Here is a 21163-nt window from a genome sequence, read left to right on the forward strand (position 1 = left end):
TCAAATCCGGAGTTACTTGGAGGTGCCGAGCATCGGCAGGTTCAGGCCGTTTTCGCGGGCGCAATCGATGGCGATCTCGTAGCCGGCATCGGCGTGGCGCATCACGCCGGTCGCCGGATCGTTGTTCAGCACGCGGGCGATACGGGCGGCGGCGGCATCGGTGCCATCGCAGACAATCACCACGCCAGAGTGCTGGGAGAAGCCCATGCCGACGCCGCCGCCGTGGTGCAGCGACACCCAGGTGGCGCCACTGGCGGTATTCAGCAGCGCGTTGAGCAGCGGCCAGTCAGACACGGCGTCCGAGCCGTCCTTCATGGATTCGGTCTCGCGGTTCGGGCTCGACACCGAGCCCGAGTCCAGATGGTCACGGCCGATCACCACGGGCGCGGACAGTTCGCCCGAACGCACCATTTCGTTGAAGGCCAGGCCCAGCTTGGCACGCAGGCCCAGGCCAACCCAGCAGATCCGCGCCGGCAGGCCCTGGAAGCTGATGCGCTCCTTCGCCATGTCCAGCCAGCGGTGCAGGTGCGCGTCGTCGGGGATCAGTTCCTTGACCTTGGCATCGGTCTTGTAGATGTCCTGCGGATCACCGGACAACGCGGCCCAGCGGAACGGGCCAATGCCGCGGCAAAACAGCGGACGGATATAGGCCGGCACGAAGCCCGGGAAATCGAAGGCGTTCGACACGCCCTCTTCCTTGGCCATCTGGCGGATGTTGTTGCCGTAGTCGAAGGTGGGCACGCCCATCTTCTGGAAGGCCAGCATCGCCTCGACGTGCTTGGCCATCGACTGCTTGGCGGCCTTCACCACCTCGGCCGGCTTCGTCTGCGCGAGGTCGCGGTACTTGTCCCAGGTCCAGCCGATCGGCAGGTAACCATTGAGCGGATCGTGGGCGCTGGTCTGGTCGGTCACCATGTCCGGGCGCACGCCGCGACGCACGAGTTCCGGCAGGATCTCGGCCGCATTGCCGCACAGCGCGATGGAGATGGCCTTGCCTTCCCCGGTGTACTTCGCGATACGGGCCAGCGCGTCATCCAGATCCGTGGCTTGCTCGTCGACGTAGCGCGTACGCAGACGGAAGTCGATACGGCTTTGCTGGCATTCGATGTTCAGCGAACATGCGCCGGCCAGCGTCGCGGCCAGCGGCTGGGCGCCGCCCATGCCGCCCAGGCCCGCGGTCAGCACCCAGCGTCCGGTCAGGTTGCCGTCATAGTGCTGGCGGCCTGCCTCGACGAAGGTCTCGTAGGTGCCCTGCACGATGCCCTGGCTGCCGATATAGATCCAGGAACCTGCCGTCATCTGACCGTACATCGCCAGACCCTTGGCATCCAGCTCGTTGAAGTGCTCCCAGCTAGCCCAATGCGGCACCAGGTTGGAGTTGGCGATCAGCACGCGCGGCGCATCGGCATGCGTCTTGAACACGCCCACCGGCTTGCCCGACTGCACCAGCAGTGTTTCGTCGTCGCCCAGCGTCACAAGCGACTCGACGATCTTGTCGTAGCACTCCCAGTTGCGCGCAGCGCGGCCGATGCCACCATAGACCACCAGTTCCTTGGGGTTCTCCGCCACTTCCGGGTCGAGGTTGTTCATCAGCATGCGCAGCGGCGCCTCGGTCAGCCAGCTCCTGGCCTGAAGCTGATTGCCGCGCCGCGCGCGGATCTCTACGTCACGGTAACGATTGGGGGTGCTCACGGTTGTTCCTCATCCACGGTTTGTTCACGACGGCGATGACGCCACAGCGCCATCCGATGGGGTTGTACAGTATTGTATAGACAAGTTGATTTGTACTGGGGTTTACCCCGTTTTCAGGGGGAGCGGATAGCGCGACAAGAGGACGGGAGTGGACCTTGCCGCACAGTGGCGCGGCAAGGTCAGAGGCTCAGCGGAGCAAGGAAATAACGAAAGGGGGCGTCAGGCGCCGGGGCCGAACCGCCCTTCCAGGCGGTGACGCGACCCCGGATGCAGCAGGCGGGCGAACGTCACGACGCGCTTGCCCGACCATGTGCGGCGTCGGATCAGCAGGCACGGTTCGGCGCGCGGGATCTGCAGGAGTTTTGCCTCGTCGGCGGTGGCGACAACGGCCTCGACGATATGCTCGCCCGCCGTCAGGGGAGCAAGGCTTTGCAGATAGGCATTCGGCGTGTCGACGCTGAAGTCCTGCTTCAGGTAGTCGGGAGCCAGGCCCGGATTGACGTAGCGGTCCTCGATCTGCACCGGCACGTTGTCCTGGTAGTGAACGATGATGGAATGGAAGATCTTCTCGCCTTCGCGCAGATCCATCGCCACCGCGCGCTCGGGGCCGGCGGGCTCCTCGCGCACCAGGATCACCTCGGAATGATGGCGATGTCCACGCTCCGCGATCTCGTCCGCGATGTTGTTGACCTCGAGCAGCGAAGACTGCATCTTCGGCTCCGCCACGAACGTGCCCACGCCCTGCATTCGCACGAGCCGGCCTTCGGCGGTGAGTTCGCGCAATGCGCGGTTGATCGTCATCCGGCTGGCGCCGAACTGTTCCACCAGTTCGTTTTCGGACGGCACACGATGATGTGCCGGCCATGCGCCCGTATCGATCTGTCGGGTGATCATCTGCTTCAGGCGCAGATAGAGCGGCATTGGCGCGTCCTCGGCACTGCTGTCCATCGTCAGCTCAGGCGTTTGACGCGGCATTCTTGGGGTTCTCCAGCTCCGGGCAAGGATAAAGCGCGAAGCGTTGATCGATTCGCGCACCTATACATGATTAGACAATTGCCAGCATTATCGCAAATGCCGGGCTATTGGTACTCGCTCCTCGCGTGGGGTAAAGCCGGGCATGGAAATACCCGGCCTGCCGACGCAAGAAACCCCGCGCCTCGACTGCGAGACGCGGGGTCCGTGGCCGGCGGCTGGCGCGCCGGGATTGGCCTGGTGGTCGTACTTTAGTCGTCGTACTTTAGTCGTCGTACTTTAGTGGTCGTACTCCACGCTGGTACTGAAACTCAGATCGAACGTATCAGACCAGCTAAGGTTCGCGAACGACATATCGCTTGTGCCAGTCGCCCCGGCAACTGCCGGGAACGCCGCCCCCTGATCGCCCGGCACCGACACGTTGACCACCGTATTAGCGGCCGCCGGCCTGGCACGCGCATTGCCGCTCACGAATACCTGCGGGGCGCCACCGATGGTCGATCGGATCTGCACGTTGGTCTTCTTCACGAACGGCACGCCCGATGCAGAGGTCCAGCTCATCGGGAATGTGGCCCCACCAGCGAACTCCGAGCCCGAACCCGGCGTCAGGGCATCACGCGCGGTCTTGCTGACTTCCTGCCACGCATACTGGCGCAGCGTATCTGGCGACGGCGGCGGTGTGCGCAAACGCACCGCGTAGCTGTAGGCCGGGGCCGCCGCATTGTCTTTCTGGTAGATCGCGAAAGTGTAGACACCGAACGGCGTCACGTTCGCGAGTTCCGTGGCGCTCAACTGCGGATTCGAGAACGCGGCGTTGCTGCCCGGCCATTTGAACTGCGCCTGCGCGGCCGGATCCTGGGCAACGCCGGCCAGACGGTAGCTGTTGCGGCAGCTGTTCAGCTTGCTCGAGTACTTGCCCGGAATCGCGCTGGCGTCCACACCTTGCATGTCACCCGGCACAAGCTGCGCGTGGATATTGAGCGTGTCGCACGCACCGGTGCTCGGCTTGAGGAGCACCCCTGCACGCAGCCCCGGACCTGTCACCACGGCGAAGTCGACCGGCACGTTCTGGTCGTCCGTGATACCTACCTGCAAACTCAGCGAACTGACGAAGGCATTGGTGCCGGTGGTCGCTTTGGGGGCGTTCAACCAGTCCCAGCGCTGCGCATTGCCCGTGACCTTGCTCAGCACGTGACGCTGGTTGCCGACCAGACGCCAGCCATTGTCGCTGGTCGTCCGAGCCGACGGCTGCAACGCGATCTGCGCGATCTGCTGCATGCCATCGCGGATGCCATCGGCGCGTGTCCAGGACACCTTGATCCAGACCTTGTCGGTCGACTGGACCCGAATGATCTCCGGCAGGCTGAAGACCGCGCCAGTCATGCCGTCGTCGCCGACGATGCTGGAGCCCAGATCCTGCTCGGCATTCGCGCCGTTGCTAAGGTAGCTGCTGGGCACACCCGCCATCAGCGCGCCCGGCGCGACATCATCGACGATGATCTGCTCACAGGCGGCCACGCTTCCGCTCAACCGGGCGGAAGCGGTTGTCGACGCCGCGAAGCACTGATTGAATGCCGCCTGCAGCCCGGCAAGATCGCTGGCGCTGGGCAAGCTGGAAACCGGTTGGCCGCCGATCGTCGCCACGCTTGGCAGGCTTGCGGTGTCGGCCGCCGTCGGCGCAACACCGGGCGCAAGCTGGAGCATTGTCGGCGTATCGCTCGATGCGCCCGCCACCGATGTCAGTTGCACGCCGCCATTGGGCAGCACGTTGACCTTTACCTGATCGAGCAGACGGTCCAGCCCGGGCGCACCGGCCGTCAACGGACCGGAGATCAGATCCACGCCGGTGTTGCCGGTGGCGGCCAGCAGAGCGGCCAGCGCGTCCGAGTACGCTTTCACCGTGGTGCTGATCGACGATGCCGTGACCTTGGACTGCAGGAGACTGGTATCGGCCAGCAACTTGGTCGGGTTGTCGCCAATGATCGTCGCTGCAATCGCGTTGGTGAGCGGCGTGATGTTGATCGTCTGAGTACCAGCTGTCGCGCTCAGGCTGATCAGCGTGGCCTGCGAGTCGGCTACATTGCCCGTGGCGGCCAGCACGAACGGCGCAGTCAGACCGGTCACGTCGCACTGGAACGAACCAGTGGTGGCATCGGCAGGACAGCTTGCCGACTTGCCCGAGGCGTCCGTCAGCGTCACCGTGGCACCTTGCATCGCCGCGCCGGTCGCCGCAACGCCGCTGACGACCTGCTTGGTGGGCGCAGTGGTGCCCGGTGGCGTGGTCGTGGTCGTAGTCCCCCCCGTTGAAGAATCGCCACCACCACCGCATGCCGACAGGGCAAGCACTGCGATGCAAAGCGCAATGGGCGTGAGCTTCATATTTCCCCTTCCGTGCTGTCTGTATTGAAAAAATACTCTCGATCCGACTCAGAGCAGGCAGATCCCAGTGGCCTTCGAGTTCGGGCCGATGGTGCTCGTGTCGAAATTCGTGATGTGGGGCAGCCCGGTTGCGCAGGCGATGACCCACGTGACCTGATTGTTGACGCGGGTCCCCAGGATGACCTGGGTGTTGCCGGCGCCCAGGCCATCGGAGCCCTGCTCATAGACGTAGCCGCTCGGGCTGTAGGTGGCGCGCTGGCCCTTGCAAACGAACAGCGTGCCCGTGTCGCCGGCCGGAGCGGCGTAGAGGTTGCAGAACGTATAGGAAATCGTCCCGCCGCACGTATTGGTGATCGTCGTGCTACCCGATGCGTTGTGGCCCATCCGCACGCAGTTCATGGCACTGACGCCGGACTTGAGGCCGCCAGACCCGGACGCGCCGCTGTCGACCGTGGCGCTTCCGCCCGTGCCGGTTGACGTTCCCGAGCTGCCTCCGCTGCTCGACCCACTGCCGACATACACCCACAGACCCGTCGCGTCGCCACCGGCGCAATTCTTGTAGGCGAAGCCATAGCTGGTGGTCGCGCTGGGATTCACCGTGACGTTCATGCCACTCGCGAAGGTCTTGGCATTCGTGAACCAGTCCGCCTGCGTCACGGACGTATCGCATTTCGCGGTCAACACAACGTTCGTCCCCGCCGGCACCGGGTTGTCCGCCGATGTCGCGGGCGAACTCGACACCGTGCACTGCGGCTTGGCAACCGTGCACGATGCGGCGGGCGTGGCGTCGGTGGCGCTGCCCGTCCCCGCTGCGTCGCCGCCGCCCCCGCACGCGGCGATGGTCACGGCAAGGATGCCGAATAGCGTGGCTGCGGCGAATCTCCTGGTCTTTGTCATGGCTCGATCTTCCCTTCCGGCTGTTGTCTTGTTTTGTGCCGGCGAGCGTACGTGGCAACGGCCGGGGGCGCATCACCAAGATTGACGATGACAAGTGCGACCGTTTTGCCCATCTCCCCCGGTCGGCCCGCCGTGGACGCCGTAGCTGGTGCAGGCGTGTATCGGCCTGTCCGGAATCCCCGGGGCATATACATTGCGATACAAATCCCCCCGCCCGCCGCTACATGCCGGTTACTTGCGCCACCTAAAGTCATGCACAGGTTGATCACACACAGGAGCGAGAGATGCCGGAGATCGTCAATTTGCCTCGACGGGGCTTTATGGGAGTTGTTGCGGCGACGCTGGCCGCGGCGCAATTCGGGGGGGCACAGACGGCCCGGGCCCAGACCAGCCAGCCGCACGCAACGCCACTGCCCTCACCCCGGCCAGGCACTCATACGAGCTTTGCGCCGATCAAGCAGATCAAGGCCGGCGTGCTGAACGTCGGCTACGCGGAGGCCGGCCCGACCAACGGGCCCGTCGCGCTGCTGCTGCACGGCTGGCCGTATGACATCTACAGCTTCGTCGACGTAGCGCCGCTACTGGCGGCGCGCGGCTATCGCGTGATCATTCCCTACCTGCGCGGCTACGGATCCACCAGCTTTCTGTCTTCCGACACCATGCGAAATGGTCAGCCCTCGGCGATTGCCGCCGACATGATCGCGCTGCTGGATGCGCTCGGCATCCAGAACGCCGTGGTGGCCGGCTTCGACTGGGGCGCGCGCACCGCCGACATCATGGCCGCACTGTGGCCAGACCGCTGCCGGGGGCTGGTCTCGGTCAGCGGCTACCTGATCGGCAGCCAGGCCGGCGGCAAGGTCCCCCTGCCGCCCGAGGCCGAGCTGCAGTGGTGGTACCAGTTCTACTTCGCCACGGACCGTGGCCGCGCCGGCTATCAGAAGTACACCCACCAGTTCGCCAGGCTCATCTGGAAACTGGCATCACCGAAGTGGGATTTCGATGACGCCACGTTCGAACGTAGTGCCGCCGCGTTCGGCAACCCCGATCACGTCGACATCACGGTGCACAACTATCGCTGGCGGCAAGGGCTGGCCACCGGAGAAGCCCGGTTCGACGATATCGAGAAACGGCTCGCCACCGCGCCCACCATCAGCGTGCCCACCATCACCATGGAAGGCGACGCCAACGGCGCGCCTCACCCCGAGCCAAGCGCTTATGCCAGCAAGTTCACGGGCCGGTACGAACACCGCAACGTGACCGGCGGGATCGGCCATAACCTGCCGCAGGAAGCGCCCGCCGCGTTCGCGCAGGCGGTGCTCGACGTGGACCGGCGCTAAGGCACCATGCAGGCGATGGGCAGTCGTCATGGCCGCCCGGCCAGCGCCCATTACAGGCTCACGGTGGCGTAGCTCAGCGTCTTCGGCGTCTTGACCATGACTTCCGGCACCTCGCCAACGACGACGGTATCGTCCAGGCGGAAGCCACCCAGGCCGTACACATACAGTCCGGGCTCGGACGAATAGACTTCGCCGGCGAGCAGCGGCCGGGTGTTGAACGCCATATCCTCGGGATATTCGTGCAGCATCAGACCCACGGCATGGCCCGTCCGGTGGAACACGTAATCGCCACACCCCGCGCTTTCGATCACCGCCTGCGCGGCGGCGTCCATGTCGCAGACACGCCGGCCCACCACCGCCGCAGCCACGGCAGCGTCCGTGGCCAGCGCCGCAACGCTGTAGAACCTGGCCTGCTCATCGCTGGGCTGACCGCAGAACCATGTGCGCTCGTTCTCCACGTAGAGGCCGTTCAATCTCGGCAATACAAGGTTGACGATGGTGTCGCCCTTCGCGATGCGCGAGCCGCACGCCGCGCCGTCGCCATGCGGGGACGCCGAGGCAGGGCCGGTGAGCGTCCAGCATTTCATGATCTCGAAGTCCTCTCCCGCGAAACGTCGCGCAGCCTCTTCCACCATCAGCGCCGCCATGGCGTGATCGAGCTCCTGCACTAGCCGGCCGGGACGAATGTTCTCTCGGTAGCGATCCTGAACCCAGTCCGTCAAGGCCGCGAGGTCTCGCATGGTCTGCAGCTCCTCGGCGTGCTTGACCCATCGCAGGCTGCGCATCTCGGCCATCGCCGGACGCAACGTCATCTCGGGAAGATAGCGCTGCGCGCCGGTCAGGATCGGATGCTGAACGTCGACGGCGATGCGCGACATCCCGAGGCCCTTCGCGGCCAGCAATGCGGCCACGACTTCGGGCAGTTGCGACGGCAGGGCCAACCGGTTGGCCACGCGGGGATGCTCGGCGTAGTACGTCACGTCCGAGAGCCACACCGTGCCCTTCTCCGCGGCAAACCGCATGTGGTTGGTCGATAGCTCGTTCATTACGGCAAACGTCTCGCCGTTGCGCGGCACGACGACGAACACGGGACGCTCCCATGGCCACACGTCAAGCTGGAAATTGGTCGCGTACTGGAAAAAGTCCGGCGAGCCGAATACCAGCGCATCCACGCGCAGGCGGTCCATCAGGCGATGCATCGCGGCCAGGCGATAGTCATGCACGGCTTTGGTCAGATGTGGCATGGTTTTCTTATCAGAGCGGTCAGGGTAGTCAGAGAGAAATGTTGAGACGGCGAATGACGGGCCCCCAGGCATCGGCGTCGCGCTTCATGTAGCGCTCCACCTCCGAAGGCGGTCCCTTGATCGCATCGAGGAACTGGAAGCCCAGCTTCTCCTTGAACTGCGGATCGTCCTGGATATGGTTGATATCGGCATTGATCTGCTGCACCACGGCTGGCGGCGTGCCCGCGCGGGCGACGATGGCATACCAACCCGGCACTTGGACGTCGTAACCGAGTTCCTTGAAGGTAGGCACCGAGGGCAATGCCGCCAGTCGCCGATCGCCAGTGACCGCCAGCGGCACCAGCTTCTTGCCCGCGATAAACGGTTGCACGCCGGCCACCACGTTCATCATCACCGGCGTCTGCCCGTTCATCAGGCTTGTCGAGCCACCCGTGCCATTGAACGGCACATGCTGCATCGTGATGCCAGTGCGCTCCGCCACCAGTTCCATCGCCAGATGCGTGGAATTGCCGATACCGCCCGACGCGAAGCTGATCTCGCCGGGTCGCGCCTTGGCAAGGCGCACGAAGTCCTGCAAGGTCTGCACATGCAGTGACGGCGATGCGACGAACACGAATGGCGAGTTCGCCAGCATTGCCACGCCGGTCAGGTCCTTGGCCGGCTGATAGGGCAGCTTGGGATAGAGGTACGGGTTGAAGCTGAGGTTGGAAACACCCGCGAAGAACAGCGTGTATCCATCGGCCGGCTGCCCCAGTACGTAGGAAATCGCCAGCGTCCCATTCGCGCCCGGCTTGTTCTCCACGACTACTGGCTGCTTCCACGCCTGGCTGAGCTTTTCAGCCAGCGCGCGCGCCAGTACGTCATTCCCCGTGCCGCCGGCCTGCGGCACCACCAGCCGGACTGGTTTCGTCGGAAATGTCTGCGCCTGTCCGATCAGTGGCAGCGCCATCGCCACGGCCATGCTGGCCATCCTTCCCAATAGCTTTCGCAAATCCATGTTGCTTCCCGATGAGTTCTCTCGCCGCCACCATCGGCCGCGATGACGTGAAATGTACCATGTGGTACATCAACATCGAAAATTGGGGTTTACGTGAAAACGTGGGAATGGAATCTGGTTGGCGCGTGGATCTGGATTCTGCGTATCGCTGTGTAGTGCTACTTGAACCCAAGAGCATTCTTGTGCGCTTTCTGACGCGCGGTGGAAAGGCAGACCAGTGATGCAAGGCCAGGCAGCCTTCGCCACGGTTTCACGAAAGCTTCATTGATCAAGCGCAGATTTGCATAAGAGTTCCGCGCCTTCTTTTTAAGAAAAAAATGAATCAAACCAGAGGCCCGTTGTCAGATCGGCATACGTGTCGTCGGACACCAGACAGGAGAGTTTCCAAACAACTGTTCGTATTACTGAACAGTATGTCGGCGACCTCTCCCTTTTTACGATGCATCTTGAAACCTACACTGGAAGCCATGCGCAACCCACCGCAAGTTCTTGCCAGGTTTCAGAGAACGGCACAGCAATGGAATTCCTCCTTTCTGCTTTTACTTTCACCCTCCCCCTCCTCTGCGCCATTGGCCTGTCCGCCTTGACTGTGGCTCGCTTGCTTCAATCCCCTGCTCTGCGCCGCGCGCGTGACCGCTAACACCGCTCCCCCTTGCGTACAGCCACGCGGTTCGGCGACGATTCAAAACCTTCCGGCTCGCAGCCTGACAGTGCATTCACCGTTTGCCGTGATGGTGCGTGGTGGCCTGATCATCCAAATCATCCCGATGTGATCTGAACACAGGAATGTCATGAAAATAGACTCCGTAGCTTCGCGTGCGTTTGCCATGCCAATCACGAGCCCAGCGTTCCCGATGGGGCCGTATCGCTTCGTGAATCGGGAGTTCTTTATCGTGACCTATCGCACGGACATGGATCGGTTGCGCGAGGCTGTCCCCGAACCCTTGAAAGTCACCTCGCCCCTGGTGAGCTACGAGTTCATCCGGATGCCGGATTCGACCGGCTTTGGCAACTACACGGAAAGTGGCCAGGTCATCCCCGTCGAGTACGAAGGCGTGGCAGGCAGTTACACCCATGCGATGTACCTGAATGATCATCCGCCGATTGCGGGCGGCCGGGAACTCTGGGGGTTTCCCAAGAAGCTGGCTTCGCCAGCCCTCGAAACGCATATCGACACCCTCGTTGGCACACTCGATTACGGCCCGGTCCGGATTGCCACCGGCACGATGGGCTACAAGCACCGCGAGCTCGATCTTGCGGAACAGGCCAGGCGGCTTGCCATGCCGAACTTCCTGCTGAAAGTGGTGCCTCACGTGGACGGCTCCCCTCGCGTCTGCGAACTGGTGCGCTACTACCTCGAAAACATCACGATGAAAGGGGCCTGGACCGGTCCCTCGTCACTGCAGTTATCTCCCCATGCCCTCGCACCGGTTGCCGATCTTCCGGTTCTTGAAATCGTCGAAGCACGCCACCTGATCGCCGACCTGACGCTGGGTCTCGGCGAGGTCGTGCACGACTATCTGGCGAAGTAGCAGTTCTTGTTCTCGCGTATCCAACTTACTCAACGTACTCAACGTATCCAGGAGTTGATCATGACTAATCTGAACGGCAAGGTTGCAGTCGTCACCGGTGCGGCAAGCGGCATCGGCAAGGAAATTGCGTTGGAACTGGCGAAAGGCGGGGCCGCGGTTGCCATCGCCGACATGAATCTCGATGGCGCGAATGGCGTCGCCGATGAAATCCGGAAATCTGGCGGCAAGGCCATCGGCGTGGCCATGGACGTCACCAACGAGGACGCAGTCAATCAAGGCATCGACAAGGTCGCGGCGGAGTTTGGCTCAATCGATATCCTGGTCTCGAACGCGGGCATCCAGATCGTCAATCCCATCGAGAGCTATGCGTTCTCGGACTGGAAGAAGATGCAAGCCATCCATGTGGACGGCGCATTCCTGACGACGAAGGCCGCGCTCAAGCACATGTACAAGGACGACCGTGGCGGTGTAGTGATCTACATGGGATCCGTGCACTCCCACGAAGCGTCGCCGCTGAAGTCGGCGTACGTGACCGCGAAACATGGATTGCTGGGGCTGGCCAAGGTGCTGGCCAAGGAAGGCGCGGCTCATAATGTGCGCTCGCATGTCATCTGTCCTGGCTTCGTAAAGACGCCGCTGATGGAGAAACAGATTCCACAGCAGGCCAAGGAACTGGGCATCAGCGAGGCGGAAGTGGTGCGCAACGTCATGCTTGGCGGTACTGTCGATGGCGTCTTCACCACTGTGGAGGATGTCGCGCAGACCGTCCTGTTCCTTTGCACGTTCCCGAGCGCGGCACTGACCGGACAATCGTTTGTTGTCAGCCACGGCTGGTTCATGCAGTAATCGAACGCCCCAGGGAGCGATATGACGCACAAGCAGGTTGATTTCCTTTTGATCGGCGGTGGGCTTGCGAGCGCGCGCGCAGCGGAAACGCTGCGCAGAGAAGGCGCGACAGGCTCCATCCTCATGCTTTCGACAGAGTCGACCCTGCCGTATCTGCGGACGAGACTCTCGAAACAGTATCTGCAGGAGCCGTCAGAGGACTCCCAGTTCCTGCTGCACTCCGAGCAGTTCTACCGGGAGCAGGCGATAGATATCGCGCTGGACACGACAGTTGCATCCGTCGATCCCGTCCGTCAGATAGTAGAGACCTCGGTGGGCGCGCGCATCCACTACGGAAACCTCCTGATCGCAACCGGCGCGACACCGAGGCTGCTCGATGTCCCGGGGATGTCGCTCCATGGCATCCACACCCTGAGGTCCAGGCAGGATTGCGATGCCATTCGCGATGCCGCATCGAAGGGCAAGCGCGTCGTGGTGATCGGTGGCAGCTTCCTCGGCATGGAAACCGCCATGACCCTGGGCGAAATGGGTCTCGATGTGACGGTGATCGAGGAGAGTGACCGACTGCTGCGTCATCTCGAATCCAGGATGCTGTCGGAGTTCTTCCGTCTGCACGCGCAGGAGCGCGGCGCATCCATCGTCCTCGAAGACGCGGTGGTGGCCCTGCATGGCCAACGCAAGGTGGCGGAAGTCGAAACACGCTCAGGCAGGAGGCTGCCGTGTGACGTTGTTGTCGTGTGCGCGGGAGTGGATCCGGCAACGCGCTTCCTCGAGGGTAGCGGGATCGCGCTCGAGAAAGGCTACGTTGCCGTAGACGAGCTGCTGCAGACGAACGTGCCAAACGTCTGGGCAGCAGGCGATGTCACGAGCTTCCACGATCCCGTCTTCGCCCGCCGGCGTCATATCGAGCACTGGGACAACGCCGCCAAGCAGGGCCGCCTTGCGGCAATGAACATGCTTGGCCGCCGGATGCGCTATGACCTCGTCTCATACTTCTTCTGCGACGTAGGTGATATTGGCTTCAACATGCTCGGCGCTCCCGAGGGGGCCGACGAATGCATCGCCCGGGGCTCGCTAGAGGACCGCTCCTTTGCGCTCTTCTACCTGAAGGACGATGTGGTGCGCGCCGTGTTCTCCATTGGACGACCAGCCACCGAGTTGCGCCTTGCCGAAGGGCTGATACGGTACCGCACCAATGTGCTGCCGCAGAAAGCGGAGTTGGGCGACCCCGACTTCGCGCTCGATCAGTTGCCGGTGCAGACCGTGCTGATCCTGCAGGGTGGCGGCGCGCTTGGCGCGTTCGAGTGTGGGGTCGTCAAGGGTCTCGAGGAACGCAAGATCTTTCCTGACATCGTGGCCGGGATATCGATTGGCGCACTCAACGGCGCGATCATTGCCAGCAACCCCGGCAACGCGACTGAAGCGCTCGAGTCGTTCTGGTCCGATCTTTCGGTTTGCACCCCTCACTTTCATTCGGAACCCTTGCGACGCGCCACGACGGCCATGCAGATACTGCAGCTTGGCGTGCCCAACTTCTTTCAGCCCCGCTGGATGCCCGCTTTCGACCAGCCTTGGGTCGCGCCATGGGACTGGACGAGCTTCTACGATACCTCCCCCATGAAAGCGCTGCTGGAGAAGTACGTGGATTTCGGCGGGCTACGCAACAGCCCGGTGCGATTGCTGGTCGGCGCCGTCAATGTCCTGACTTCGAAGTTCGAGATCTTCGACAGTTACGTTGACGACCTGACGCCGGATCATATCCTCGCCAGCGGCAGCTTGCCGCCGGGCTTCTCGTGGACATTCGTCGACGGGGTGCCCTACTGGGATGGCGGGATCGTGTCCAACTCTCCCCTCGACATGGTGACCGAACGCTGCGGCCCGGATGGGAAGCGCGTCTTCATTGTCGATCTTTTCTCCGGCGAAAAACCGTTGCCGTCCGGCATGATGGAAATCCTCGCGCGCCGCGACGAGATCGTGTACTCGGAGCGCATCCGTAGCGATCAGCGCGCACGCGAACTGAGAGACGCGTATCGCGAGCTTGTGGACTACATCCTTCAGGAAATCGAGCCTGTCAGGCGCGAGGGACCATCCGACGAGCCATCGTCGCGTGACTACGACTTCTCCAAGACGGCAATTCAGGCGAATATGGCCCAGGGGTATGCGGAGGTCACGGTGGTGTTGGGACCGATTCCAAACGCAAGCGATGGCCTGGTGCTAAAGCTGGGCGATTCGGATGAAAGTGTCACGGGGGATGTGTCAGACGGTGTCATGCCGTAAGCACTCGCAGCGATGGGCATTGAGCCACGCCGCGGCGGAACTCTGGTGACACCGGGATTGAACAGGCGCCCGCCTCGGGACTCTCCGATGGGCGCCCGCTATGCGCCCTTCCGCCCCTTGCCAGGCGTCGCCATCTTGCTCGCGAAGTACTTGAGCGCGGCGGTGGTGCCCTTGCGGTCCCCAGTCGTGATCAGGTCCAGTAGCAGCCCTCGCATCGTGGCGACTTCAACACGCGCGTAGAGCCGGGCTTCTTCTTCGCTGATGTTCATGCTTTGCTGCAGACGCTCAGCCAGCATCGAAGTCCAGCTACCCACGACGTCCTCCAGGAAGCCGCTGAAACGATCGCGATCGCGGATTGCCCTGCCGTAGATCTCGAACAGCAACTGCATCACGGGCAGATAGCCCGGCGCGGAATAGCGGTCCCAGGCGGCTTCCATCGCCGCGCCGCTATCCATACCGCCCGAGAACGCGCGCAGACGCGCCTGCTGCTCGGTATGTCGCACGCGAAACAGCAACGCCTGCCAGAAGCCATCGGCAGATCCGAAGTAGTAGATCAGCATTCGATGGCTGGTGCCCAGCGCATCCGCGACATTGCGCAGCGACAGGTCTCCCAGACCGTGAGCCAGCACGTGTTCTGTGGCGGCATCCAGCAGTTGAACGGCTTGCTCGCTGGATGAGCGGTCCGCGGCGGTGGTTTTGGCTTTCGGCATTCACTGGGCTCTTGGTTGGCGCGGCCCCGGCATGGAACGCCGTACCGCAGCGCGTCAATGTACCACGCAGTACATCAGCAGACGTCCCCTGGAGACACGCGGGACGGCGCCCCTTCCGCGATCCCGAAGGCCCGATTTGTGAATCGTGAATTCCATTGCTCCGGGCAGCGGCCTATCTTAGGTCGCGATCCGCGCTTCCGCGTATCGACACAGAACGACAAGAAACAGAACGGCACCGTCAGCCCAGCCATGTGCGCGAGCGCCGGACAAGGAGACAGGCATGACCATCAAGATGGGCGGGGCGCGTCTGGCCGCCGCATGGGTTGCGGCATCCGCATTGTCATTTGGCATGGCCGGTACCGCGCAGGCCGCCTGGCCAGAGCGGCCGATCCGGTTGATCGTGCCGGCCGCCGCAGGCGGTACCACTGATATCGCGGCCCGCCTGGTAGGCAAGCGCATGAGCGAGATCCTGGGCCAGCCGGTGGTGGTGGACAACCGTGCCGGTGGCGCCGGCATCATCGGCTCGCAAGCGCTGCTCCTGGCGCCGGCCGACGGCTACACGTTGATGATGGGCAACATTGGGCCGAACGCGATCAACTACGCGCTGTATCGCCAGCTGCCCTACAAACCCCAGGATTTCGCGCCGATCACGATGGTGGTCTCCGTGCCAAACGTGCTGGTGGTCAATGCCAAGGTGCCCGCGCGCAACGTGGCGGAACTGGTGGCGCTGGCGAAGTCCGAGCCGGGCAAGCTGTCGTTCGGGTCGTCGGGCTCGGGCCAGTCTGTGCACCTGTCGGGCGAACTCTTCAAGAAGCGCGCCGGCATCGACATCATCCACGTGCCCTACAAGGGCGCGGCGCCTGCCGTGGCCGATCTGGTGGCGGGCCAGGTGACGATGATGGTCGACAACCTGCCCAGTTCGCTGCCGCAGATCCAGGCTGGCAAGCTGCGCGCGCTGGCCGTGACCAGCGGGACGCGCGTGGCCGAACTACCCGACGTGCCGACGATGAAGGAAGCCGGCTTCGACGATTTCCAGGTGACGGCGTGGTTCGGCCTGGTGGCACGCGCCGGCACACCGCCGGCGGTAATCGCGCAACTGCACAAGGCCGCGGCAACGGCGCTGGCCGAGCCGCAGATCAAGTCGCGGCTGGCTGAACTTGGCGGACAGGCGGGCGGCGACACGCCCGAGCACTTCGGCCAGTTCATCGAACAGGAGCGCCTGCGCTGGGCGCGGGTCGTCAAGGACACGGGCATTCCGCAGCAGTAGCCGCATCACCGTATCGCAGTTTCATCGGCAAAGGAGTTCTCATGATCGACAAGATCGCGCCCTCGCTCGCCGCCGCGGTTTCGGGCATTGGCGACGGCGCCACGGTGTTGGTCAGCGGCTTCGGCGGTTCGGGCATTCCCGACGAACTGCTCGATGCCTTGCTGGCGCACAGCGCGCGCGACCTCACCATCGTCAACAACAACGCCGGCAACGGCGATGCTGGCATTGCCGCGCTGATACGCGCGGGCCGCGTGCGCAAGGTCATCTGCTCGCACCCGCGTTCGAACAATGCCGAGGCGTTCATTGATGCGTATCGCGCCGGCAAGGTCGCGCTCGAGTGCGTGCCGCAGGGCACGCTGGTGGAGCGGATGCGCGCCGCAGGCGCCGGGCTCGGGCCGTTCTTCACGCCCACGGCGTATGGCACCGCGCTGGCCGAAGGCAAGGAAAGCCGCGTTATCAATGGCACCGGCTATGTGCTGGAACAACCGCTGCACGGCGACTTCGCGCTGATCAAGGCACACCGTGCCGATCGCTGGGGCAATCTGACCTACCGCTACGCGGGCCGCAACTTCGGGCCGGTGATGTGCACCGCCGCGCGACACACCATCGTGCAGGTCGACGAGATCGTCCCGCTGGGCGAGATGACGCCGCAACACGTGATGACGCCGGGAATCTTCGTCCAGACAGTGGTCCTGGCAACATCGGGAGACAGCCATGCATGACACCCTGCCCCGCCTCGGCACGCTGCCGCGACTGAGCCGCGCCCAGATGGCGCGCATCGTCGCCCATGACATTCCCGATGGCAGCGTCGTCAATCTCGGCATCGGGATGCCCACGCTCGTTTCCGACCAGTTGCCCGACGACCGCGAGATCGTGCTGCACAGCGAGAACGGCATCCTCGGCATGGGTCCGGTCATCCGCGAAGGCGAGACCGACCCGGACCTGATCAACGCCAGCAAGGAGCCGATCAGCCTGATCGCCGGCGCGTCGATCTCGGACCACGCGGTGTCGTTCACCATGATGCGCGGCGGGCATATCGATATCACGGTGCTGGGCGGATTCCAGGTCGCGGCCAACGGCGATCTGGCCAACTGGTCGACCGGCGAGCCCGATGCGATTCCCGCGGTAGGCGGCGCGATGGACCTGGTGGTGGGCGCGGCCAGGCTGTTCGTGATGATGGAACACGTGACGCGCGACGGACAACCGAAGATCGTCGAACGCTGCAGCTATCCGTTGACGGGCATCGGCGTAGTTGACCGCATCTATACCGACCTGGCCGTGATCGACGTTCGGCCCGGCAAGCCATTGCTGGTGACCGGCCTGGTCGATGGCGTGTCGTTCGAAGCGGTGCAGGCGCTATCGGCCGCACCACTCACGCTGGCGACCGACTGCCGCGTGCTAGGGCCAGGGCGCTGAAAGCGTCGACGGATCGGGCAGGATCACCACCAGAACAAAAAAGGGGACAAGCATGACCAGGATGACAACCGGAAAGATGAGCCTGACCGCCAGCATCGCGCTACGCGTGCTGCTGGCCACCACCGCCATCGCCGCCCTGCCGCTTGGCGCTCACGCAGCGGATGCGTGGCCATCCCGCCCGATTCAGTTGCTCATTCCCTACCCGCCCGGCGGCAGCGCCGACCTGCTTGCGCGCCCGCTCGGCGCAAAGTTGCAGGAACGGCTGGGCCAGCCCATCGTCCTTGACTATCGCCCCGGCGCGGGCGGCACGATCGCCACGCAGGCGCTGGCCCGCAGCAAACCCGACGGCTACACGCTGATCATGGTGCTGGCCGCTCACGCGATCAATCCGAGCCTGTATCCCAAGCTGCCGTACGACACGCGCAAGGACTTCGCGCCGGTCTCGCTGGTGGCCAACCTGCCGTTGATCCTGGCCGGCAGCCCGTCGCTCAAGGCGCGCAACGTGCCCGATCTGATCGCCGCCGCCAAGGCCGCGCCCGGCACCATTACCTTCGGCTCCGCCGGCAACGGCAACACCGGGCATCTGGCTGGCGAACTGTTCGATTCGATGGCGGGCGTCAAGATGACCCACGTGCCGTACAAGGGTAGCGCCCAGGTGGTCAACGCCATGCTCGCCGGCGATATTCAGCTTACGTTCGACAGCATCTCGACCTCGATGCCGCAGATCCGCGCCGGCCGCATGACCGCGCTGGCCGTGACCAGCGCCAAACGCGCCGCGATGGCGCCCGATGTGCCGACGCTGGCCGAAGCTGGCGTGCCCGGCTTCGACATCAATGGCTGGTATGCCATCCTGGCCCCGGCCGGCACCCCGCGCGCCGTCGTCGACAAACTCAGCAGCGAGATTGCCACCGTGCTGACCCAGCCGGAACTCCGTTCGCAACTCGCCGCCAATGGCTACGAGCCGGTAGGGTCCACGCCGGCCGCCTTGGGCGCGCATATCGACGCCGAGCTGGCGCGATGGAACAAGGTGGTGCGCGACGCGGGCGTGAAGCTGGAGTAAGGACGCCAGCCTCGGCCCTCAGCCCTCAGTCCCCTGCCCTCTGCCGTCAGCCCTCTGCCTTGGGGACCGGATCGAGCACGAAGTCGTAGCGTGCTTCACGAAACGGCCCATCGAAGCCGAAGCGCCGCGCCAGCGGATGGTCGGCGGGCCGCTCCTCGTAAGCCACCTGCAGCGATGGCTTGACGCCGAACACCGCGTCCGAGTCCAGGTACGGATCGCCCCGGTTGAACAGGTGTGTGACCAGCCGGCGATGGCCCGGCGCGTCGATCATGAAATGCAGGTGCGCCGGCCGCCACGGATGCCGTCTGGTAGACGTAAGCATGTGGCCGACCGGCCCGTCGGTCGGAATCGGATAGCTCACCGGCACGATGGTGCGGATGGCGTAGTAGCCCTCGTCGTCGGTGCGATAACGGCCGCGCAGGTTGCCCGTAGGCTGCGCTGTGTCCTGGCCCGAATACATGCCGTTCTCCGCGGTCTGCCAGATGTCGAGCACCGCGCCACGCAGCGGCGTGCCATCGGCGGAGAACACGCGACCATGGACCAGTGCAGGCATACCCGGCGTGAGAGCCATGTTCTCGCCTGCCGAACGGTCGGGCATCCCGGCAATGTAGAACGGGCCAAATACGGTGGTTTCGGTAGCGCCCGTGGACTGCCGGTGGTTGATCGCATCGACCAGCATCGACACCCCCAGCGTGTCCGACAACAGGATGAATTCCTGCCGGACCAGCCCGTCGCACATCTTGCCGGTATCGGTCAGGAACTGGATGGCGGCGAACCACTCCGCTTCCGTCGGCTCGCACTCGCGCACATAGGCGTGAAGGTGGCGCACCAGCCCTTGCATCAGCGCGCGCAGGCGAGGGTCTGGCGTGTCGGCAAAGCGGGCGACGACCTGCTCGGTCAGCGCGGCTTCGGCGGCTGCGTGGGGCGTTGCCTCCATGGTGTCTCTCCTTTGTGTTGGTTTCCGTGCGCCGATCCGTCTCAGGCCGGGCTCTCGCCGCGCCAGGCGCGTTCCAGCAACGCCCGGATCGGCTCGCGCTCGACCGGCCTCGGGTTGTAGTAGGGATTGGCGCAGGCCAGCGTGGCGGCCTCGTCCAACCCATCCTCGGGCATACCGATGGCCGACAACGCCGTGGCGATACCCAGCGACTGGTTCAGCCGGAACAGCAACGGGCCGGCATCCTGCGCGCGTTCGCCACCCAGCGCCCGCGCCACGCGTGCCAGCGCAAGCGGCGCGGCGGCGTGGTTGTAGTGCGCGGTATGCGGTAGCAAGATGGCATGGGTCTGCGCATGGGGCAGGTTGAAAGTCCCGCCCAGCGTGTGGCAAAGCTTGTGATGGATCGCCATGCCAACCGAGCCAAGGCAGGCACCCGCCAGCCACGCGCCGTACAGCGCGTCACCACGGGCGTCGATATCGTCCGGCCGCCGCACCACGGTGGGCAAAGCCCCGGCCAGCGCGCGAATCGACGCCTCGGCCATCAGGCTGATGATCGGGTTGGCGTCCTCGGCGTATAGCGCCTCCACCGCGTGCGCCATCGCATTCATGCCGGAGGCGGCGGAGATCTCCACCGGCAACGTCAGCGTCAGTTCGGGATCGTAGAGGACCGTACGCGGCAGCACGCGCGGGTCGCGGCCGGTCTGTTTCAGGCGTCCTTCGGTCAGGCCGTAGATCGGTGTTACTTCCGATCCTGCGTAGGTGGTGGGTACCGCGATGATGGGTTGCCCCGAAACGAGCGCGATGGCCTTGCCAAGCCCGATGGTGGACCCACCGCCAACCGCCACGTAGCAGTCAGCACCCAGCCGCGCGGCCTCGTCGCGTGCGGCGTGGGCCACCTCCACCGGCACATGCATCACCGCCTCGCTGTAGACGCCTGCGGAGCACTCGCCCAGCAACGCGGCCACCCGCTCGCCAAGTGCCCGATGCCCGGGCGTGGTCAGTACCAGAGCCCGCCGCGCGCCTAGCCGCAGCACCTCCTCGGGCAACGCCGCCAACCGGCCCGCGCCGAAGACCACCCGCGACGGCGTGGCTTGATAAACGAACGATTCCATCCCCTCTCCCAAGGCATCGACCCACCGAATGCGCTTCAGTGTAGTCCCGCTTCGCATGACGCACATGTTGGGCGAGCGGGCGACCGAATCGCCCGGCTCGCGCCTGACTCAATCAATGCGGCAGGACGGTCAGGCCCGTGGCGCCGCTGGAAGTCGTCCTGCGCTCGCTCCGGAGTACGCCGTTCTGATCGAACTCGAACAGCACCGTCGACGACAGGATGTCGCCGCCGGCGAACAGCGGACCGATAAAGGGAAGAAAGCTCTCAGGATGCGGCTTCGAGGTCGCATACGCGTAGACCAGCACGATCGCCCCGTCGCTAGTTGTCGCCTGCGAGGTTGGATTGCCAAGCTGTCCGGTCACGTCATCGAGCGTGGAGAAGCCCAGAATGAAACTCTGCATCTGCTCGGGCTTGACATCGATACCAGTCGATACGCAGGCGGCCATGAGGCCGCACACCGCAACCATTGCGTAGAACCGGTTCATATCGTCA

18 protein-coding genes are annotated in these 21163 nt (G+C 64.1%); 8 read left to right on the forward strand and 10 right to left on the reverse strand.

Annotated elements, in window-relative coordinates:
- Positions 1-12: 12 nt before the first annotated feature.
- The 4 genes from hutU to B2246_RS15465 all read right to left on the reverse strand — a co-directional run bounded on the left by hutU (position 13) and on the right by B2246_RS15465 (position 5940).
- The gene (gene hutU / locus B2246_RS15450; RefSeq protein WP_035883892.1) at positions 13-1692 is read right to left on the reverse strand and encodes a urocanate hydratase; all 1680 of its coding nucleotides are present in this window, start codon (positions 1690-1692) and stop codon (positions 13-15) included.
- A gap of 219 nt (positions 1693-1911) precedes the next feature.
- Entirely contained in the window at positions 1912-2667 is a 756-nt protein-coding gene (gene hutC / locus B2246_RS15455; RefSeq protein ID WP_008651975.1) for a histidine utilization repressor, read from the reverse strand.
- 276 nt (positions 2668-2943) lie between these two features.
- Positions 2944-5043, reverse strand: a complete 2100-nt coding sequence (locus tag B2246_RS15460; RefSeq protein WP_035883893.1) for a hypothetical protein — start codon at positions 5041-5043, stop codon at positions 2944-2946.
- 48 nt (positions 5044-5091) lie between these two features.
- Positions 5092-5940, reverse strand: coding sequence for a hypothetical protein (locus B2246_RS15465; protein ID WP_035883894.1), 849 nt, complete (start codon positions 5938-5940; stop codon positions 5092-5094).
- A gap of 284 nt (positions 5941-6224) precedes the next feature.
- Between B2246_RS15465 and B2246_RS15470 the strand changes: the two genes are divergently transcribed.
- Positions 6225-7277: an alpha/beta fold hydrolase gene (locus tag B2246_RS15470; RefSeq protein WP_286881952.1), complete on the forward strand. Its 1053-nt coding sequence runs from the start codon at positions 6225-6227 to the stop codon at positions 7275-7277.
- A gap of 50 nt (positions 7278-7327) precedes the next feature.
- Here B2246_RS15470 and B2246_RS15475 read toward each other — a convergent pair whose 3' ends face one another.
- Complete coding sequence (locus B2246_RS15475) at positions 7328-8521, reverse strand: M24 family metallopeptidase (protein WP_008651983.1); 1194 nt, start codon at positions 8519-8521, stop codon at positions 7328-7330.
- A 28-nt stretch (positions 8522-8549) separates the two neighbouring features.
- Entirely contained in the window at positions 8550-9482 is a 933-nt protein-coding gene (locus B2246_RS15480) for a Bug family tripartite tricarboxylate transporter substrate binding protein (RefSeq protein WP_286881951.1), read from the reverse strand.
- Positions 9483-10309: 827 nt separating this feature from the next.
- On the opposite strand from B2246_RS15480, the gene B2246_RS15485 reads away from it, so the two are divergent.
- From B2246_RS15485 to B2246_RS15495, 3 genes are read left to right on the forward strand one after another with little or no spacing between them, the layout of a single operon-like run.
- Positions 10310-11050: an acetoacetate decarboxylase gene (locus tag B2246_RS15485; RefSeq protein WP_035883897.1), complete on the forward strand. Its 741-nt coding sequence runs from the start codon at positions 10310-10312 to the stop codon at positions 11048-11050.
- Between the two features lie 60 nt (positions 11051-11110).
- Positions 11111-11896, forward strand: coding sequence for a 3-hydroxybutyrate dehydrogenase (locus tag B2246_RS15490; protein WP_008651989.1), 786 nt, complete (start codon positions 11111-11113; stop codon positions 11894-11896).
- 21 nt (positions 11897-11917) lie between these two features.
- Positions 11918-14173, forward strand: a complete 2256-nt coding sequence (locus tag B2246_RS15495; RefSeq protein ID WP_286881950.1) for an FAD-dependent oxidoreductase — start codon at positions 11918-11920, stop codon at positions 14171-14173.
- A gap of 98 nt (positions 14174-14271) precedes the next feature.
- Here the strand turns inward: B2246_RS15495 and B2246_RS15500 are convergent, their stop codons facing one another.
- Entirely contained in the window at positions 14272-14883 is a 612-nt protein-coding gene (locus tag B2246_RS15500) for a TetR/AcrR family transcriptional regulator (RefSeq protein WP_008651991.1), read from the reverse strand.
- A 280-nt stretch (positions 14884-15163) separates the two neighbouring features.
- Here B2246_RS15500 and B2246_RS15505 point away from each other — a divergent pair, with 280 nt between their 5' ends.
- The 4 genes from B2246_RS15505 to B2246_RS15520 all read left to right on the forward strand — a co-directional run bounded on the left by B2246_RS15505 (position 15164) and on the right by B2246_RS15520 (position 18626).
- Entirely contained in the window at positions 15164-16150 is a 987-nt protein-coding gene (locus B2246_RS15505) for a Bug family tripartite tricarboxylate transporter substrate binding protein (protein ID WP_051705480.1), read from the forward strand.
- A 41-nt stretch (positions 16151-16191) separates the two neighbouring features.
- Positions 16192-16872: a 3-oxoacid CoA-transferase subunit A gene (locus B2246_RS15510; RefSeq protein WP_008651993.1), complete on the forward strand. Its 681-nt coding sequence runs from the start codon at positions 16192-16194 to the stop codon at positions 16870-16872.
- Positions 16865-17566, forward strand: coding sequence for a 3-oxoacid CoA-transferase subunit B (locus B2246_RS15515; RefSeq protein WP_286881949.1), 702 nt, complete (start codon positions 16865-16867; stop codon positions 17564-17566). Before B2246_RS15510 ends, B2246_RS15515 begins: the two co-directional genes overlap by 8 nt.
- A 61-nt stretch (positions 17567-17627) precedes the next feature.
- Positions 17628-18626, forward strand: a complete 999-nt coding sequence (locus B2246_RS15520) for a Bug family tripartite tricarboxylate transporter substrate binding protein (protein ID WP_411860112.1) — start codon at positions 17628-17630, stop codon at positions 18624-18626.
- A 46-nt stretch (positions 18627-18672) separates the two neighbouring features.
- On the opposite strand, the gene B2246_RS15525 is transcribed toward B2246_RS15520, so the two are convergent.
- The 3 genes from B2246_RS15525 to B2246_RS15535 form a co-directional block, all read right to left on the reverse strand.
- A complete protein-coding gene (locus tag B2246_RS15525; protein ID WP_286881947.1) occupies positions 18673-19563 on the reverse strand; it encodes an intradiol ring-cleavage dioxygenase in 891 nt (296 codons plus the stop codon).
- 41 nt (positions 19564-19604) lie between these two features.
- Complete coding sequence (locus tag B2246_RS15530; protein WP_286881946.1) at positions 19605-20672, reverse strand: maleylacetate reductase; 1068 nt, start codon at positions 20670-20672, stop codon at positions 19605-19607.
- 112 nt (positions 20673-20784) lie between these two features.
- Positions 20785-21156, reverse strand: coding sequence for a hypothetical protein (locus B2246_RS15535; RefSeq protein ID WP_008651998.1), 372 nt, complete (start codon positions 21154-21156; stop codon positions 20785-20787).
- Between the last annotated feature and the right edge of the window lie 7 nt (positions 21157-21163).

The organism is Cupriavidus sp. UBA2010, assembly GCF_002335265.1.
GTDB classification, from domain to species: domain Bacteria; phylum Pseudomonadota; class Gammaproteobacteria; order Burkholderiales; family Burkholderiaceae; genus Cupriavidus; species Cupriavidus metallidurans.